General features: G+C 71.8%; 14 protein-coding genes. 6 read left to right on the top strand and 8 right to left on the bottom strand.

What is annotated here, in order from left to right; genetic code table 11:
* Window positions 1–312: 312 nt before the first annotated feature.
* Window positions 313–1311: a fibronectin type III domain-containing protein gene (locus ACZ7LY_RS24195; protein ID WP_471626772.1), complete on the top strand. Its 999-nt coding sequence runs from the start codon at window positions 313–315 to the stop codon at window positions 1309–1311.
* A gap of 197 nt (window positions 1312–1508) precedes the next feature.
* A complete protein-coding gene (locus ACZ7LY_RS24190; RefSeq protein ID WP_471626771.1) occupies window positions 1509–2027 on the top strand; it encodes a hypothetical protein in 519 nt (172 codons plus the stop codon).
* A gap of 93 nt (window positions 2028–2120) precedes the next feature.
* On the opposite strand, the gene ACZ7LY_RS24185 is transcribed toward ACZ7LY_RS24190, so the two are convergent.
* The 3 genes from ACZ7LY_RS24185 to ACZ7LY_RS24175 form a co-directional block, all read right to left on the bottom strand.
* The gene (locus ACZ7LY_RS24185) at window positions 2121–2651 is read right to left on the bottom strand and encodes a PadR family transcriptional regulator (protein WP_471626770.1); all 531 of its coding nucleotides are present in this window, start codon (window positions 2649–2651) and stop codon (window positions 2121–2123) included.
* Window positions 2652–2781: 130 nt separating this feature from the next.
* Window positions 2782–4797, bottom strand: coding sequence for an FAD-dependent oxidoreductase (locus tag ACZ7LY_RS24180; RefSeq protein ID WP_471626769.1), 2016 nt, complete (start codon window positions 4795–4797; stop codon window positions 2782–2784).
* Window positions 4798–5770: 973 nt separating this feature from the next.
* Window positions 5771–8920 carry an RHS repeat-associated core domain-containing protein gene (locus tag ACZ7LY_RS24175; RefSeq protein WP_471626768.1) on the bottom strand — a complete coding sequence of 1050 codons (3150 nt, stop codon included), beginning with the start codon at window positions 8918–8920 and terminating at the stop codon, window positions 5771–5773.
* Between the two features lie 699 nt (window positions 8921–9619).
* On the opposite strand from ACZ7LY_RS24175, the gene ACZ7LY_RS24170 reads away from it, so the two are divergent.
* Window positions 9620–9871, top strand: coding sequence for a hypothetical protein (locus tag ACZ7LY_RS24170; RefSeq protein WP_471626767.1), 252 nt, complete (start codon window positions 9620–9622; stop codon window positions 9869–9871).
* A 109-nt stretch (window positions 9872–9980) separates the two neighbouring features.
* Here the strand turns inward: ACZ7LY_RS24170 and ACZ7LY_RS24165 are convergent, their stop codons facing one another.
* Entirely contained in the window at window positions 9981–10250 is a 270-nt protein-coding gene (locus ACZ7LY_RS24165; RefSeq protein WP_471626792.1) for a hypothetical protein, read from the bottom strand.
* A gap of 173 nt (window positions 10251–10423) precedes the next feature.
* Here ACZ7LY_RS24165 and ACZ7LY_RS24160 point away from each other — a divergent pair, with 173 nt between their 5' ends.
* On the top strand, window positions 10424–10894 hold the full coding sequence (locus ACZ7LY_RS24160; protein WP_471626766.1) for a MarR family winged helix-turn-helix transcriptional regulator: 471 nt from the start codon (window positions 10424–10426) through the stop codon (window positions 10892–10894).
* A gap of 14 nt (window positions 10895–10908) precedes the next feature.
* Here the strand turns inward: ACZ7LY_RS24160 and ACZ7LY_RS24155 are convergent, their stop codons facing one another.
* Complete coding sequence (locus ACZ7LY_RS24155; protein ID WP_471626765.1) at window positions 10909–11688, bottom strand: GNAT family N-acetyltransferase; 780 nt, start codon at window positions 11686–11688, stop codon at window positions 10909–10911.
* 190 nt (window positions 11689–11878) lie between these two features.
* Here ACZ7LY_RS24155 and ACZ7LY_RS24150 point away from each other — a divergent pair, with 190 nt between their 5' ends.
* Entirely contained in the window at window positions 11879–12526 is a 648-nt protein-coding gene (locus ACZ7LY_RS24150; protein WP_471626764.1) for a peptide deformylase, read from the top strand.
* A gap of 15 nt (window positions 12527–12541) precedes the next feature.
* Here the strand turns inward: ACZ7LY_RS24150 and ACZ7LY_RS24145 are convergent, their stop codons facing one another.
* Both ACZ7LY_RS24145 and ACZ7LY_RS24140 read right to left on the bottom strand, forming a co-directional pair.
* A complete protein-coding gene (locus ACZ7LY_RS24145) occupies window positions 12542–13336 on the bottom strand; it encodes a VOC family protein (RefSeq protein WP_471626763.1) in 795 nt (264 codons plus the stop codon).
* Window positions 13337–13474: 138 nt separating this feature from the next.
* On the bottom strand, window positions 13475–15211 hold the full coding sequence (locus ACZ7LY_RS24140; protein ID WP_471626762.1) for a phosphatidylglycerol lysyltransferase domain-containing protein: 1737 nt from the start codon (window positions 15209–15211) through the stop codon (window positions 13475–13477).
* Window positions 15212–15380: 169 nt separating this feature from the next.
* On the opposite strand from ACZ7LY_RS24140, the gene ACZ7LY_RS24135 reads away from it, so the two are divergent.
* Complete coding sequence (locus ACZ7LY_RS24135) at window positions 15381–16601, top strand: alpha/beta hydrolase (protein ID WP_471626761.1); 1221 nt, start codon at window positions 15381–15383, stop codon at window positions 16599–16601.
* Window positions 16602–16686: 85 nt separating this feature from the next.
* Here ACZ7LY_RS24135 and ACZ7LY_RS24130 read toward each other — a convergent pair whose 3' ends face one another.
* A complete protein-coding gene (locus ACZ7LY_RS24130) occupies window positions 16687–17403 on the bottom strand; it encodes a class I SAM-dependent methyltransferase (protein ID WP_471626760.1) in 717 nt (238 codons plus the stop codon).
* Window positions 17404–17546 lie beyond the last annotated feature (143 nt).

Genomic DNA, 17546 nt, shown 5'->3' with positions numbered 1-17546 from the left:
CGCGCAGTTCCCCGCGCCCCTGAGGGAGCTGGCCTCAGCGCCCGCTCCCAGCCTCCGGCCCCGGGGTCCTGGGGGACTTGCCTCAGCGCCAACACCCAGCCCCTCCGGCGATTGAGGAGCGGGGCCTGGGGCAGAGCCCCAGAGTGCCGGGTGCGTCGTGGCCGCTCGCGCAGTTCCCCGCGCCCCTGACGGGGCTGACAGTCACCGGGGCTCCTGCGTGCCCAACCCGCGCTCTCGTTCAGGGGGTTGATGGGGGTGGCCCGGGCGTGGGATACAGGTCTGTACCAATCCGGTTCCGGCGGAAGGCAACCCGTGCGCCCCCTCCCCCACCGCACACTCCCCCACACGGCCTGCACCCTCACCCTGCTCGCCACCCTCACCGCCTGCGGCCTCCTGGACACCGGCACCCCGGGCGCGGCCGCCGGCGGCGACCGCCCGCTGTCCGAGCCGGTCGGCGTCACCGCGCAGGCGGGCAGCGCCACCACCGTCCACGTCATGTGGAACCGTCCCGTGAGCACCGCCCCCGTGACCGGCTACGAGGTCTATCGCGGCGCGACCCGCGTCCTGCGCCTCCCCGCCGAACGGCACATGGTGGACGTCACCGGCCTGCGCCCGAGGACGCGGTACGTGTTCAGCGTGCGGGCGCGCGGAACGGACGGCGCCACAGGCCCCGCGAGCCGCCGCGTCACGGTGACGACGCCCGCCGCCGTCGCCGAGGACCGCGAACCGCCGACCCGCCCGGAGGGCCTGCGCGGCACGGTCCAGGGCGCCCACGCGGTGTCGCTGTCGTGGCGCGCGGCGAAGGACACCAGGGGCGTGGTCTCGTACGACGTCTACCAGGGCACGACGAAGATCCACAGCGTGCCGGGCGGGCGGACGAAGGCGCTGCTGACGAGCCTGCGGCCGGACACGGCGTACACGTTCACGGTGCGGGCCAGGGACGCCGCCGACAACGTCTCGCGGCCGAGCACCCCCGTACGGCTGACCACCGCGCACGGCAAGGCGGAGGGCCCGGACACCGCGCCGGCCGAGTTCCGGGCATCGACGCGGCGGGCGGACGGCGCGTACTCCATCGCCCTCGCCTGGACCCCGCCGCGCACCGGCGGTGACGTACCGGCCTATCAGGTGTTCCTCGACGGGAAGCAGGCGACGACCGTGATGTGGGGCGACAGCGCGCCGAAGGGGCGGGCCACGTACAGCTTCTACGTCGGCGCGGAGAAGGGCGTACGGCACCGCGTGAAGATCCGGGCGCAGTTGCCGGACGGGACGTGGGGCGCGTTCTCGCCGGAGCGCACGGTGACGACCGGCTGAGCCGCACGCCCGGGGCGTGGGCCGGACGAGGGCCCCGGGGCGTGGGCCGGACGATGGAACGCGTCACCTGCCCGGCCGACTGCGCGTGCGCGCCCGCCCGACCGCACGTTGGGTGAGCCTCAGGCAGCACGGGCTTTGCCGATTCGGGCGGGGCACGGGACGTACCGCCTCCCGTGCGCCGGAAGGCAGGCAACATCATGCGTACCACCTCCATAGGCGCGCGAGCGGGGCTCACGGTCACCGCCGCGGCGGCCCTCCCCCTGGCGCTCGCCGCGCCGGACGCGTCCGCGGCCGCCAGGGACGACATCACCGTCACGGTCGCCGACTCCTCCGTCGTCGCCCGGACCGGGGCCTGCCCGCAGGGCCGGGGCGAGGCAGCTCTCCTGAGCGAAGGGCAGGCGGTCTTCGCGGCGGGCAGACACGCGACACTCGCCGCGGGCGTCGCCACCTGGTCCGGCGTGGCGACCGGCACGTACCAAATGGTGATCGTCTGCACCGACGGCAGCGTCCTCGGGCCGAAGCCGGTCACGGTCTCCGCGAGCCCGACGATCTCCGCGACGTCCCGGCCGGTGGGCGGGGTGCGCGGCGGGCTCGGCGGTTCGGCGCGGGACTACGGGCCGCTCACGATGGCGGGCGGCGGCGCGCTGGTCGCCGTCGCGCTGGCGGGCGGCGCGTTCTACCTGCGGCGCCGGGGCGCGGAGGGCCGGCGCCACTGACGCGCCGGGCTCCTCATGAGGGATGCCGCCGCCGGGCCGACCGGCGGCGGCATCCCTCGTACGGGACCGAACGCGCCGGGGCGGCCGCGGTGCTCAGCGCTCCAGGTCCGCGAGGGTGCGCTCCAGCCAGGTCACCCAGAACGTCTCCAGGTCGATACCGGCGCGCAGGATGGCGTGCTGGAGCCGGTCGGCCTCGCTGTCCTTCTCCGGCGGGAAGTCGCGCTCCTCGATGGCGTGGTACGTCTCCAACTGCCGCCGGTGCAGGTCGAGATGGCGGCGCAGTTCGCCGGGTACACCGCCGGCGCCGACGACCGCCGCCGCCCGCAGCCGCAGCAGCAGCGGGTCGCGCAGCGGCTTGGGGTCCTGCGGCGCGGCCGTCCAGCGGGCCAGTTCGGCGCGGCCCTCGGGCAGGACCTCATACTCCTTCTTCTGGCCGCGCGCCGGGGTCTGCGCGGGCAGCGCCCGGATGAGGCCGTCGCGTTCCAGGCGGCCCAGCTCGCGGTAGATCTGCTGGTGCGTAGAGGACCAGAAGTAGCCGATGGACCGGTCGAACCTGCGGGTCAGTTCGAGCCCCGACGACGGCTTCTCCAGGAGCGCCGTGAGGATCGCGTGCGGCAGTGACATGCGGTCAGCCTAGGACCTTTCCTTCGGGTCGGGCCGGGGTCCTCGGATCGGGATCTCGGCGAGCCGGACCCGGGAGGCGGGCGCTCACGTGGCCGGCGGGCCCGGCCGCGTGAGCGCCCTGTCCGGGGGGTCAGAGGCCGGCGGCGACCTCGGTGCCCTGCTTGATGGCCCGCTTGGCGTCCAGTTCGGCGGCCACGTCGGCGCCGCCGATCAGGTGCGGGGTGCGGCCGGCGGCGACCAGGTCGTCGTAGAGCGAGCGCTGCGGCTCCTGCCCGGCGCACAGGACGACGGTGTCGACGGGCAGGAGGGTGCTCTTGCCGTCGACGGTCAGGTGCAGGCCCGCGTCGTCGATGCGGTCGTAGGTGGCGCCCGCGGTCATGGTGACGCCCCGGTGGCGCAGTTCGGTGCGGTGGATCCAGCCGGTGGTCTTGCCGAGGCCGGCGCCGACCTTGGTGGTCTTGCGCTGGACGAGGTGGACCTCGCGCGGGGGCGCGGGGCGCTCGGGGCGGGCGAGGCCGCCGCGTTCGGTGTAGTCCATGTCGACGCCCCAGAGCCGGAAGTACGTGGCCGGGTCCTGGCTCGCCTTCTCGCCGCCGTCGGTCAGGTACTCGGCGACGTCGAAGCCGATGCCGCCGGCGCCGATGATCGCCACGCGGTCCCCGACGGGCGCGGCGTCGCGCAGTACGTCGAGGTAGCCGACGACGCTCGGGTGGTCGACGCCGTCGATGGCGGGGGTGCGCGGGGTGACGCCGGTGGCGACGACGACCTCGTCGAAGCCGTCGAGGTCGCCTGCGGTGACCCGGGTGTTCAACTCGACGGTGACGCGGAGCAGTTCGAGCTGCGTACGGAAGTAGCGCAGCGTCTCGTCGAACTCCTCCTTGCCGGGGACCTTGCGGGCGACGTTGAGCTGCCCGCCGATCTCGGCGGCGGCGTCGAACAGGGTGACGTCGTGGCCGCGTTCGGCGGCGCTGACCGCGCAGGCGAGCCCGGCGGGCCCGGCACCGACGACGGCGACGCGCTTCTTCGTGCGGGTCGGGGAGAGCACCAGCTCGGTCTCGTGGCAGGCGCGCGGGTTGACCAGGCAGGAGGTGATCTGGAGGCTGAAGATGTGGTCGAGGCACGCCTGGTTGCAGCCGATGCAGGTGTTGATGGTGTCGGAGCGCCCGGCGGCGGCCTTGTTGACGAACTCCGGGTCGGCGAGCATCGGCCGGGCCATGGAGACCATGTCGGCGACACCGTCGGCGAGCAACTCCTCGGCGAGTTCCGGGGTGTTGATGCGGTTGGTGGTGACGAGCGGGATGCCGACCTCGCCCATGAGCTTCTTGGTGACGAAGGTGTAGGCGCCGCGCGGCACGGAGGTGGCGATGGTCGGGATGCGGGCCTCGTGCCAGCCGATGCCGGTGTTGATGATCGTGGCGCCGGCCGCCTCGATCTCCTTGGCCAGGTGGACGACCTCGTCGAGGGTGGAGCCGCCGGGTACGAGGTCGAGCATGGACAGCCGGTAGATGAGGATGAAGTCGGGGCCGACGCGCTCGCGCACGCGCCGCACGATCTCGACGGCGAAGCGGATGCGGTTCTCGTACGAGCCGCCCCAGCGGTCGGTGCGGTGATTGGTGGCGGCGACGATGAACTCGTTGATGAGGTAGCCCTCGGAGCCCATGACCTCGACGCCGTCGTACCCGGCGGACTTGGCGAGTTCAGCGGCGCGCGCGTAGTCCTCGATGGTCCGCTCGACCTCGTCGTCGCTCAGGGCGCGCGGGGTGTGGGCGCTGATCGGCGCCTTGACGGCGCTCGGCGCGACGAGGCCCTGGTGGTGGGCGTAGCGCCCGAAGTGCAGGATCTGCATGGCGATCCGGCCGCCGGCGGCGTGCACGGCGTCGGTGACCTGGCGGTGCTCGGCGGCCTCCGCCTCGGTGGTCATCTTGGCGCCGCCGTCGAAGGAGCAGCCCTCGGCGTTGGGCGCGATGCCGCCGGTGACCATGAGGCCCACACCGCCCCGGGCGCGGGTGGCGTAGAACTCGGCCATGCGGGCGAAACCGTCGGGCGCCTCCTCAAGGCCGACGTGCATCGAGCCCATCAGGACGCGGTTGGGCAGGGTCGTGAAGCCCAGGTCGAGCGGGGCGAGCAGGTGCGGGTATCGGCTCATGGGGGCCCTCCGTGCGCGGCGAACGTCGTCCACTTTGTAGACGACGCCGCACCTCTATTGCAACAAGTTGCATAAGAGACCTACGCCACGCCCCTCCCCCACGCCCGGTGCGGCCAGACAGCCCGCGCCCCCGAAACGGGCCACCTCCGGGACGCCGCCCGCCCCACGGGCCTGAGACGAGCGGAAGCTCCACGGGACGACAGCCACCTCAAGGCCGCCCCCGGCATCACAGATGCTTCGCTGCGGCCTCTTCGCACTGGAGGACGCCAGATGACGCCGGCGGCATAGAGAATGCCGAGAAACCCGGTGGCAGCATGGATCTTGAGCACCATGCCGCCGCCGGGCCCCAGAAACCGCCGCAAAGGTTCAGCCAGCACCACTATCGTGACGCCGTACCCACAGGGCGACATAGCCAACGAGCGCGAGGCCAAACAAGATCGAGACCGCGATCCGCAGCATGAGCCACGCCTGTCCGTCCGGTTGCCACAGAGCATCTATCAAGTTGAGCACCAGCGCGACACAAAAGGTGCCCGATAATACCGCTTTTACCCGGGCCGGACTCCGCCGTCGCCTTTCCATCAGGGGTACCTCACTCCCTACGGACGGACTACCTTGTGATAGTCCGTCCGTAGGGCGGTGCAATACCAAGTCACGTCCGGTGGCCTGCGATTTCGGGTGCACGCGATGACGCTGTGGAAGGCGATGTGTCACGCAGACATCGGCGACAGGGTAAGCCCGGACCGACTCATCGCCTTCCGATGTGGGCCGCCCGGACCGCTGAAATTACCGCCACTAACCCCGCTATCGCTCCGACGGTGTAAATGACAGCCCCTTTACCCCCAGGCCCTATCAGACAGAACAGGCAAAGCGTCAGCATCACCAGCGCCGTGACAATGTGAGCTGTTCGAGACAAGGGGGCTCCTCACGCCTCAGTAGGATGCGTGGCGCCGGCTGCCCGGTGCCACGTAGTAGGTCAATCGCGAAGTGTGGTGACGTAGCTGACGAAACCTGCTGCAGCGGCTACGGGAGCGCAAGCAGCGGCTCCAGGTCCACTTCCCAAAGCGCAGAAACCAGCGCCAGAAGCCACAGCACCGGCTCCATACCGAATCTTCTTTCTCGTCTCCTTCGAACCGCACAGCGCTAGCCCGGCGAGAGCCGACACAACCTTGTTCGAGCAGGCGTCTGTCCCCTCTGGATCAACCAGATTGACGGGGTCGCCTGCCGCGTAGAGGTAGGGGTTCTGTTCCTGGCCGGAGGGGTCGGGCTGGGTGAAGCGGCCGATGTTGGGGTCGTAGTAGCGGGCCTGGTAGTGGATCAGGCCCGTGGTGTCCTGGTAGCCGCCGGCGAAGCCGTAGGGCTGGGCGATGGTCTCGGTGCTGGTGCTGCGGGTGACACCACGCGGGCTGTAGGCGTACGTGTTGACCTTCGTCCCGGACTCGTCGGTGACGCCGATGACGGAGCCGATGGCGTCGGTGAGGTAGTAGTACGCCTTTCCGCTGCGGGTCATGGAGTTCAACGTGCCCCCGGGTTCGCGGATAATTCCCGTGTCCACACCGGCTGTTGAGGTGGCGGACAGGCCGAGGGGTCCGTTGTGGAAGTACGTGTCGCCGAGGCGGATGCGTTCGCTCTGGTCGGTGGAGGCGTACTGGCCGGTGTAGGTCGTGCCGCCCACGGTCAGTGAGGTGAGCTGGCTGTGATCTGACCACTTCTCGCCGGTGCGGGTGCCCTCGGGGGTGGAGGCGCCGGCGGTCTCGTTTCCGACCTGGTCGTAGGACCAGTTGGTGCTGGAGTCGTTTTTCGCGGTGATCTGCTGGGCGTCGTTGATCGTGTAGGTGGTGCCGCGGGGGCAGCCTTCGGTGACGCCCTGGCTGGTGAGGTTGCCGGCGAGGTCGTAGCAGTACTGCCAGGCCTCGTTCAGCGTGGAGCCCTTGTTCTCCGCGGCGTAGGAGAAGCGGCCGGCGCCGTCGTAGGTGTAGGTCGTCTTCGTGCCCGCGGCGTTGTCGGTCCTGGTGCGGATCTTGTTGCCGTCGGTGCCGGCGTTGGTGCCATAGCCGTAGGTGTAGGCGAGGTCGACCAGGGTGCCCTTGGGGCTGTTGGTCTTGATGGCCTTGGGGCGCATCGAGTTGTCGAGGCCGACGGTCTGGGTGGTGCCGCCGGGGTACTTGGTGACGGTCCGCTTGTCGTTGCGGTTGTACTCGTACGTCGTTGTGCTGCCCTGGGGGTCCTTCAGGCTGGTGAGGGTGTTGACCTCACTCCAGGTGTAGTCGGTCTTCCCTCCCGGGTCCTGGTAGTAGTCGACGTTGCCCGCCGGGGTGTACGCGAGGAGGGTCTGGGAGCCGTCCTGCAGGGTGCGCACGGTCTCGCGCTGCAGCGGGTCGAATTGGTACTTGACGGTGCCGGTGGAGTCGTCGCGCTGGCGCAGGTTGCCGTCGCCGTCGTAGTAGTAGCGCACGGTGTCGTTCGTCGTGGAGACCGTTTTGATGCGGTCGAGGTTGTCGTAGGCGAAGACCTTCTTGATGCCTCGGCCGTCGGTCAGGGTCTCGGTGCGGCCCAGGCTGTCGTAGGTGTAGGTGGTTTTGTCCACGGGAGCCGGAGGAGTGACCGTCTTGAGATTGCCCTGCGCGTCGTAGGCGAAGGAGGTGGTGACGGTTTTCGTCGACGACATCGTCGTCTTCTCGCTGCAGCGCTGGCCTTCGAAGCCGCCGCAGGTGGGCGAGGCCGGGTTGTGGGTGTAGGAGACGTTGCCGCCGCCGGTGCCGGTCTGCGCGACCGACTTGGTGTTGCCGGCCGTGTCATAGGTGAACGAGGTCTTTTCGCCGTCGGCGTTGGTGGAGTCCTTGGGGACGTCGCCGCCGGCGATGGTCTGCCAGTTCGTCACCGACTGCCCGCCCGTGGGCGACTTGATCGTGGCCAGGTTGTTGCGGGTGGTGAATCCGTAGTCGGTGACGTTGCCCGCAGTGGTACCGGTGCCCATGGCGTCGGTGGACGTGTCGATGTTGTGGTTCGCGTCGAACTTTGTGGAGCGGGCGCGCCCCAGCGCGTCGGTGACTTCGGTGACCTGCCCGTCGTCATCGTGCTTGTACGAAGTGGCGTGCTGTTCGGGGTCGGTGGCCTTCGTGGTCCCGGCGGTGGTGGGGCTAGACGCGGTGTAGGTGTAGGTCCAGGTCGGGCCGGTGTGGCCGGAGCCGTTGAAGTCCGTGACGCGCAGCATCGAGGTGACACGGTTGGCGGCGTCGTAAGTGAAGACCGTGACGCGGCCTTCCGCTGTGGTGATCTTGGTGAGGCGGCGGGAGGAGTCGTAGCCGAACGTCGTGGTTTTGCCTTCGGCGTCGGTGGTACGGGCCAGATTGCCTGACGGGTCGAGGTCGAAGACGGCGGTGCGGCCGGAGTTGTCCTTGGCCTGCCACTGCGAGGCATCCGTCTTGAGCAGGTCGATCCAGCGGCCGGAGCGGGTCTCGGTGAGCTTGAAGCCCCTTTGCTCGCCGCCCTCATCGTGCTGGGTGACGGTGATGGTGCCCTTGTTGCGGTCGGTGACCTTGGTCAGACAGCCGTTGGTGTCATAGGTGTCCTTCGACCCGGACTTCCAGTCGGTGACCGTGTAGGTGCCGTCCGCGTTTTTCGTCAGCTCCTTCGAGTATCCCGCGGGCGTCTTGAACGTGCCGTCGCTGTTCTTGGCGAACCGGACGCTGTCGCCGGAGGCGTCATAGAGGACGACCTCGCCATCGAGGACCTGCAGATAGCGCTCGTACTGCTGCCACCAGCGCTGGGAGACTTTCCCCCAAGGCGCATCGAGGGAGTTGTAGGTGCGCGCCAGGGTGAGGTTCTGCCCGACGCCCGCGATCTGGAAGTCCGTCGCCGTCAGCATCAGGTTGCCGGTCGAATAGTCGATGTGACCCGATAGTGCGTCGGTGATCGCGAAATCGCTGAACCGGTGCCAGGGCACCCTGCCCTGCCCCTCGGGCACGTACGTCGTCGTCGCGGCCGCCGCCGAACGCGCCGCCTGCGCGTCGCCGCCCTGCGCTCGCTTCTTCTGCGCGGCACGCCACTGGGCAACCTCGTTGGACGGGGTGCGCTCAGTCTCCGAGGCAGCCGGCTCGTTGGTGCCGACCTTCACCTGCGGCATGGAGAAGGCCGAGGCATCTTTGCCCCAGGCTGACGCAGGGTCGTCCGCGGCTGCCGCGCCGGCCGCCGGCAGCAGGGCCACGGTCATCGCACACGACGCGAGAACCGAGAGTGCGACGAGTCTGGATCGGTTGCGGGCACGCGAAAGGCGCGCACCTGTGGTGCGTTGTATCAAGGCTTCCCCCACACACGAGCCTCGGCGACCCCAGCGGTCACGAGGAGCACACAACCTGGCACAGAAGCCACACAAGTTCCGGCGCCGTTCCCGTGAACGCATATGCCACACGGCCCGGAATCAGCCCCTCCCCTCGCACCCGAAAAGCTGCCGAGCTTGCAGGAAGGGTGCAATTCGTGCCAGCGAACCGCCTTTTGTTGCCGCCGGGCCGTCAGGCGGACAGCAAAAGGCTGACGGAAAACGACCGCCTGAGCCGGACCTGACGCCCCTCGACTCAGATGGCAGGCGCTTTTGCGCCACCTCGTGATGCGCCGCACTGCTGCTTTCGCCTAGGTCTATACCTTTCGGCGGGCGTTTCCTCCCGCATTGGGGCGGTCGGGCGAAAGGCCGCAATCGGCAGGTGTCGCCGTCCTGCCCACGGGCACAGGGATCAGACCCCACGCGCAGCACCCGCACGCTCCCCCCACTCCTGCCCAGCCCCACCCCTCTGCCGCCGCCGCGGCGGCACCCCAGCCAGGAGTCCCCGTGAACACCCGTGCCGCCACCACCCTCGCCCGCCACGCCGGACGCCTGCTGTGCTGCCACCTCGCTCTCGCCATGCTCTGTGCCGCCGCAGCCACGCTCAGCGGTGACCACAACCACACCCGCCGCACCGGCCTCTACCTCACCTGGGCCGCCCTCCCCCTCACCGCCCTGCTCTGGGCAGCGGCCCGCGCGCTCGAGAAACACCATCAAGCCCGCGACCGCGCAGCCGACACGACCCGAGCCGACGGCTGACGACCCGCCGCCCGGCGCTGAAGCCGGATTCCGGTTCCTGCCTGGCGCGGGCGGTCGGGTCCGGTCCGGTCCGGTCACGCGCCCCTTACGAGGACCCGGATCGGCCCGCCTACGTCACGTCGCCCGCGTCGGCGACCTCGGCGACCATCCCGTACGCGAGTTCCTGCCCGTCGACGGTGACGGCCTCGACCGTGCGGGTGCGCGGGTCGATGTCGGCCTGTACGCCCTCGCCCTCGAAGCGCGGGTAGCCAGAGGCCCCCTCGGCGCCGGTCGCCGTGACCCGCGCGGTGCGCAGGGGGCTGCCGTGATCGGTGTGGCCTTCGGCGTCGGTCAGGCGCGGCTTGATGACGACGGTGAACTGCTGGGGCACATCGGACATCTGGCTCATGCTCCGGAGGCTAGTGCGCCCACCCCTCCGGCGCCCGCCGTGACGGCCGGGGGGGGCGGGCGCCGGCACCCGGTCCAGCCACCCCCTCCCCTCCCCCGAGCGCGCCCGCCGCCCACCCGGTTGTACAGTGCAACCAGCGCCGACCCGAGGAGAGGGGGAGTCCCATGACCGCCGAACCGTCCGTCCCCGGCGACGACCGGGCGTCCGCCGTCGAGACCATCCAGCGGGAGCTGACCTCCTTCGCCCGGCGGGCCCGCGCGACGGCCGCCCGGATGCACCCCGAGCTGTCCCTCGTCTCGTTCACGCTGCTCAGCCACCTGGAGGACCAGGGCGGCTGCCGCGCGACCGATCTGGCGGCGCACTACGCCCTCGACAAGTCCACGGTCAGCCGGCAGGTCGCCGCACTGGAGCGCGCGGGTCTCGTGATGCGCCGGGTCGACCCGGACGACCACCGCGTCCAGGTCCTGCACCCCACACCGGCGGGCACGGAGATCCTCGCGCAGGTCACGGTGAGCCGCCGCCGCATGTTCGGCGAGCGGCTCGCGGACTGGTCGGCCGAGGACCTCGACCGGTTCGCCGGCTACCTCGTCCGCTACAACGAGGCAGCCGCCCGCACCGAGGACCCCGGCGCCTGACAAGGGCCGCGGCCCTACGCGCGCGGCGTGCGGACCTCCCCGAAGCGGGTCGTGCGGCGCAGCGCGAACCCCAGTGACTCGTACAGCCGGATGGCACCGGCGTTGCCCGCGCCCGTGTGCAGGAACGGGGTCTCGCCGCGCTCCCGTACGCCGGCGGCGACGGCCCGTACGAGACGGGCGGCCAGCCCCTGGCCCCGGTACGCCGGGTCGGTGCACACGGCGCTGATCTCGGTCCAGCCCGGCGGGTGCAGCCGCTCCCCCGCCATCGCCACGAGGGCGCCCTCTCGCCGAATGCCGAGGTAGGTGCCCAGCTCGATCGTGCGCGGCAGGAACGGGCCGGGCCGGGTGCGGGCGACCAGATCCAGCATCTCGGGCACGTCGGCGGCGGTCAGCACGACGGCCTCGGGGTCGTGCGCCGCGTCCACACCGGCGTCGACGAGCTGCACCCCGGGGATGTCGGCGACGACCTCCCAGCCCTCGGGCGGCTCGCGGGTCGTGCCGAGCAGCGGCACCGTCTCGCCCGGCCGTACGAACCCGGCGAGGTCCGCCCAGTCGCGCGGCTCCGGGTCGTCGGGCAGCGCCAGCCACGGCGTGACGTCCACGGGGTAGCGCAGCACCCGGCCGCGCCGCTCGGCGAACCGCGCGTGCGGGCCGGTCAGCGCGGCGAGCGCCGGGTGGTCGAGGACGTGCGCCGCCGGACGCGCGGGCCCCGCCGCCGTCTCGTACGTGGATGCCTCGTACGCGGATGCCGGGCGCGTCGGGGACGGCGAGGAGGTCGGGTACGTCTGGGTCATGCGGGCCCCTTCGGATCGTCGCGGCCGCCCGGACGTGACAGGGGCGGCCAGCTGATCGAACCGCGTCGGACCGGCTCCGCATTCCCCGGGCCCGTACTGTTCACGAGGTCGCAACGGCTGTCACGTACCCGCAACGCGCGCGCAGTGTCCGGCGTTGCCCGGGCGGCGCGGGCCTTGGCATGCTGGCGCGATGCCCGCGCCCCTGAGTGATCACGTCGAGTCCCTGCTCGCCTCCGGCCTGCCGCTGCCGATCGTCACGGCCGGCGACCCGGTACTGCGCCGTCCCGCCGAGCCCTACGACGGGCAGCTCGACGATGATCTGCTCGCCCGGTTCGTGGCGGCGCTGCGCATGACGATGCACGCGGCGCCGGGTGTGGGCCTGGCCGCACCCCAGGTCGGCGTGGGGCTGCGGCTCGCGGTGATCGAGGACGCGGCGCAGATCCCGGAGGAGGTGGCGGCGGCGCGGTCCCGCGTCCCTCAGCCGTTCCGCGTCCTCGTCAATCCCTCGTACGAGGGGATCGGCGGGCGCACGGCCGCGTTCTACGAGGGCTGCCTGAGCGTCCCCGGGTACCAGGCCGTCGTGGCCCGCTACGCGCGCGTGCGGCTGCGCGGCCTCGACGAGCGAGGGCGTGCGGTGGACGAGGAGGTCGGCGGCTGGCCGGCGCGGATCGCGCAGCACGAGACGGACCATCTGGACGGCACGCTGTACCTGGACCGCGCCGAGACCCGTTCGCTGGCGTCGGTGCGCACGCCCGAGGAGCGGGACCGCTGGGCGCAGCCGACGCCCGAACGCGCCGCGCGGGAGCTGGGGTTCGCGCTCCCGGCGGCGCGGGGTTGAGCGGGCCGGCGGACGTCAGTCGAGGTTCGGCATCTCGCCGCTCGTCGTGGAGACGTCGATGACGGTGAACGCGGCGCCCTGCGGGTCGGCGACCGCGGCGAACCGGCCGAAGGGACTGTCCATCGGCCCGAAGTGCAGCTTGCCGCCGAGCCGCTGGACAGTGGCGACGGCGTCGTCGCAGTCCTCGACGCAGAAGTAGACGTTCACGTACGAGGGGACGTGCGGGGGAAAGTCGTCGGTCATCTGCATGCGGCCGAGGACCGGCTGCCCGCCGAGCCGCCACACGTCGAAGTCGACGTGCTCGTCGGGCATCTTCTTGACCTCGTAGGGGAACAGCGCGGTGAAGAACGGGTCGGTCTTCTTCGCGTCCCGCGTGTAGACCTCGGCCCAGCCGTACGCGCCGGGCTCGCCGACCGTCTCGAACCCCTCGTGCGAGGCGGGCTGCCAGAGGCTGAAGTGGACGCCGCTCGGGTCCTGCACGGTCGCCATCGTGCCGAAGTCGGCGACCCGCATCGGCTCCGTCTCGACGGTGCCCCCGGCGTCCTTGACGCGGGCGGCGGCGGCCGTGATGTCGGGGGTGGCGAGGTAGAGGTTCCAGGTGGCGGCCATGCCCTCCATGCCGGGCATCTGCGGGGAGAGCGCGGCGACGTGCCGGCCGCCGGCGGACCTGGCCTGCGTGTAGTTGCCGAACTCGGCGGCGGCCGGGTCGTAGGACCAGCCGAGGAGTTCGGTGTAGAAGGCTTTGGCGGCCTCCAGGTCCGGGAACATGGCGTCGGCCCAGACGGGCGCGCCTTCGGGTTGTGCCGGCATGACGCGACACCCTTCCGTGGGGGTGGCCGGGTCCGCACGCGGGTGCCCGGCGGGGGTACGGGTCGTACGGCACCACGCTAGGCCGGGGTCGCCCGGCGCGCGATCCGTGCGCCTCCCGCCGGGCGGGCCCGGGCCGCGTCAGGACGTGCTGACGGCCGTCTCGCGGCGCTGCGGCGCCGAGCGGCCCCTGACCCACTGCCGCAGTCGTTCCGCAGGCCGCGGCAGCACGACGAACGCCTCCGCCTGCAGGCACGCCCAGCCGATCCGGGGCAGGTCGCGGGCGGTCGGGTAGACGACGAAGCGGGGCTGCCACTCGGGCCGGAACTTGGCGTTGAAGCGGTACAGCGACTCGATCTGGAACCAGCGCGAGGCGAACACCAGCAACGCCCGCCACACCCGCAGCACCGGCCCCGCGCCCAGCCGCTCCCCGCGCGCGAGGGCGGCGCGGAACACGGCGAAGTTCAGGGAGACGCGGGCGACGCCGAGGCCGGGCGCTGCGCGCAGGGCGGCGACGATGAGGAGTTCGTTCAGGCCGGGTTCGGCGGCGCGGTCGCGGCGCATCAGGTCGAGGGAGAGGCCGTCCTCGCCCCAGGGCACGAAGTGCAGCAGCGCGCGGACGTGCTCGCTGCCGTCGTCCTCCTTCTGGTGGGCGGTGACCACGACGCAGTCGCCGTCGCCGGGGTCGCCGAACCGGCCGAGCGCCATGGAGAACCCGCGCTCGGTGGCGCTGCCGCGCCAGGCCGCCGCCGCCTCCCTGAGCTGCCGCTTCTCGTCGTCGGCGAGGTCGCGTACCCGCCGCACCCGACAGGTGTAGCCGCCGCGTTCGATGCGGTGGACCATCTGCCGTACGTTGCGCATGGCGCGGCCGGAGAGGCTGAAGCCGGCGGTGTCGACGATGGCCTCGTCGCCGAGTTCGATGGCTTTGAGGCCGCCCTCGCGGGTCCACACCTGGCCGCCGAGTTCGCTGCATCCCATGACGGCGGGCGTCCAGGCGTGGCGGGCGCACAGGTCGAGGAACTCCTTGATGGCGCCGGGCCACGCCTCGGGGTCGCCGATGGGGTCGCCGCCGGCGAGGGCGACGCCGCTGACGACGCGGTAGCCGATGGCGGCCTTGCCGGTGGGCGAGAACAGGACGGCCTTGTCCTCGCGCAGCGCGAAGTAGCCGAGCGAGTCGCGCCGCCCCTCGCGGTCGATGAGGGCGCGCAGCCGGTCACGGCCGCCGTCGGGCGCGAGGCGCACCGGGCGCAGCGCGAAGTAGACCGTGGTCGCCGCGGTGACCAGGCCGAGCGCGAGCAGCAGCAGATGCACGGCGTCGCCGGTGCGGTCGCTCTCGTAGGTGAGCGGGCCCTGCATGCCGACGAGCCCGTACGCGACCTGCCACGCGCGGTCGGTGAAGGAGATGCCGTGCCCTGCCTCCTGGTCGGCGTGGACGCCGACGATGAGCAGGCCGATGCCGAAGCTGACCGCGCCGAGCCCGAGGAAGTTGCCGAGGGCGCGGGTGCGTCCGCGCGGGTCGCCCTCGGCACGGAACTCGCCGCGCAGCAGGACGAGCGCGACGCACAGCAGCGCGGAGACGGCGGCGGCGATGAACGCGTGGTGGCGCAGCCCCTGCACGAGGGCGCTGACGCCGAGCAGCGCGACGGCCGCCTCCCAGGCCCGGCGCTTGCGGCGGCGCAGGCCGCGCGCGAGGAGCACGAGCAGCAGGCCGGCGGCGAGCGCGGCGGCGCGCGCCACGTCGTCGGCGAGCCCGGGCACGTACGGCGCGAGCCGTGCGATGCGGCCGGTGCGGACCTGCGGGTGGACGGCCGACGCGATGTCGACGAGTCCGATGAACAGACACGTGTGACCGGCGACTGCGGCGGGAGGAAACTTCACGCCGTGAGCGTAGGCGTATCGTCACGCATCGGAGTAAGAGCTGGTGAGGAAGACGGTAAGAACGGGCGACGCGGCCAACCCGTCACGTCTTCCTGGCCTCTTCGTCCCAGGAAGCTGCCCTGAGGGCGGAAAGCACAGGGCGCACACGGGCCGGAGAGGGAGCTGAGAGATGGGGCTGACGAGTCGGTCGCTGGAGTGCGCGACGGCGCTGGTGGCACTGGTGTGTGTGGGGTTGACGGTGTGGTGGTGGCCGCGTCTGGCCAGGAAAGGGCCGGTCGCGGTGATCGGCAGGCTGGGCGCCATCGCCATGACGCAGGTGACGATCCTGACGGCGTGCGCGGTCGCGGTGAACTCCGACTTCGAGTTCTACGGATCGTGGGACGAGCTGCTCGGCCATGTGTCGACGGCGCCCGCGCAGATCGCGGACACGGGGGCGACGGGGGCGTACGCGGCGCACGGCGCGCTGGTGCAACCCGCCGGACCACAGGGACTCGAACGAGTGAAAGGTCTTCCCGTCGGTTCACCCGCACGGGTGGGCCGTGTGGAGTCGGTACGGATCATCGGCCGCCGCACCCGGGCCATCAATCCGGCGTTCGTGTATCTGCCGCCGCAGTACTTCCAGCGGCAGTACCACCGGCAGCGGTTCCCGGTGATCGTGGCGATCAGCGGCTACCCGGGCGGGATCATGAACCTCGCCCAGTTCCTGCAGGTGCCGCAGACCGCCGACAAGCTCCAGCGCTCGGGGCGGATGCAGCCGACGATCGTCGTGATGGTGCGGCCGACGATCGCGCCGCCGCGCGACACCGAGTGCGTGGACGTGCCGGGCGGCCCGAAGGCCGAGACGTTCTTCTCCAAGGACCTGCCCGACGCCCTGAAGTCGGCGTACCGGGTGGGCCACGACCCGAGCGCCTGGGGTGCGCTCGGCTACTCCTCGGGAGGCACCTGCGCGCTCCAGCTCGCCCTGCGCAACCCGCGCGTGTACACGTCGGCGGCGTCGCTCTCCGGTGACTACGCGATCGGCGACGACCTGACGACGGGCAGCCTGTTCGGCAGCGGGCCCGGGGCGCGGCTGCGGCAGGAGAGCCATGACCTGGTGTGGCGGCTGCGGCATCTGCCGGTGCCGCAGGTCTCGGTCCTGGTGGCGAGCAGCCGGCAGGGCGAGAAGGACTATCCGGCGACGATGCGGTTCCTGAAGGCGGTGCGGCCGCCGATGACGTCGGCGCGGATCATCCTGCCGCGCGGCAGCCACCACTTCACGACGTGGCTGCGGGAGATCTCCCCGGCGATGGAGTGGATGGGCCGCCAGCTCACGTTCCCGCAGGACACGACGCCGACGCCGCGCCGGATCGCGCAGGCGTCGAAGCCGGGCCGCCCGGTGGTCAGGAAGTGAGTCTCAGGACCTGACGCCCCGGGCTCACGTCGCGGGGTGACGCCCCTTCACCCGGCTTACGGGACAGGGCAGTCGGGCCCGACGGTCAGGTGCGGGGGCGGGTGGCGACGACGAGGCGGCAGCGCGGGCTGCCGTCCTCCCGCTCGCCCAGTTCGGGCAGCGCCCGGGTCTCCACGGCGAACCCGGCGCGCCCCAACTCCCGGCGCACGTCCCCGAATCGGAACGGCCGGTAGTACATGACGAACGGCGGCCGCCACACCGCGTTGCGCACCCGCATCACCGCGTCGAAGCCGAGCATCGCCCAGTACGCGGCCGAAGCGGGGCGCGCGGGAGCCCCCATCGGGAACGCGAACCGCCCGCCGGGCCGCAGCACTTGACGCACCTGGGCGAACAGCGCCGGGTACTGCGCCGGTACGAAGTGGCCGAACGCGCCGAAGCTGACGACGAGGTCGAACACCGGCCCGAACGGCAGCGCGAGGGCGTCCCCGCGCACGCACAGCGCCCCGGGTTCGGCCCGCCGCGCCACCTCCAGCATCCCGGCGCTGAAGTCCACGCCGACGGCACGCTCCGCGCCCGCCTCGCGCAGCACCCCGAGCCCGGCGCCGGTCCCGCAGCACAGGTCGAGCCCGCTGCCGTACGGGCCGAGGTCGCGCAGGGCGCGGGCGACGGGGTCGAGGACCGCGTCCGGGGTGCGGAAGGGGGTGCGGTCGAACTTCGGCGCGAGCAGGTCGTAGCCGCGCTCGACGGAGGACAGCGCCTGCACGGCCAGTTCGCGGAGGGTCGGCCCCTGGGGTGTGAACATGGCCGCTCAGCATAGGTGGGGCCAGGGCACGGGAGCAGGAAGCCGCCGCCGACATGCGGCCCCGGCGAGCGCTCTCGGCGCGATTCCCCCTCGGGGAACCCTTGACAGATTCGGGGTATCCGGGGGTACAGTGCGCTTGGCAC

It is taken from the genome of Streptomyces sp. NPDC107550, assembly GCF_055639095.1.
This window is presented reverse-complemented; position numbering and strand designations above follow the sequence as displayed.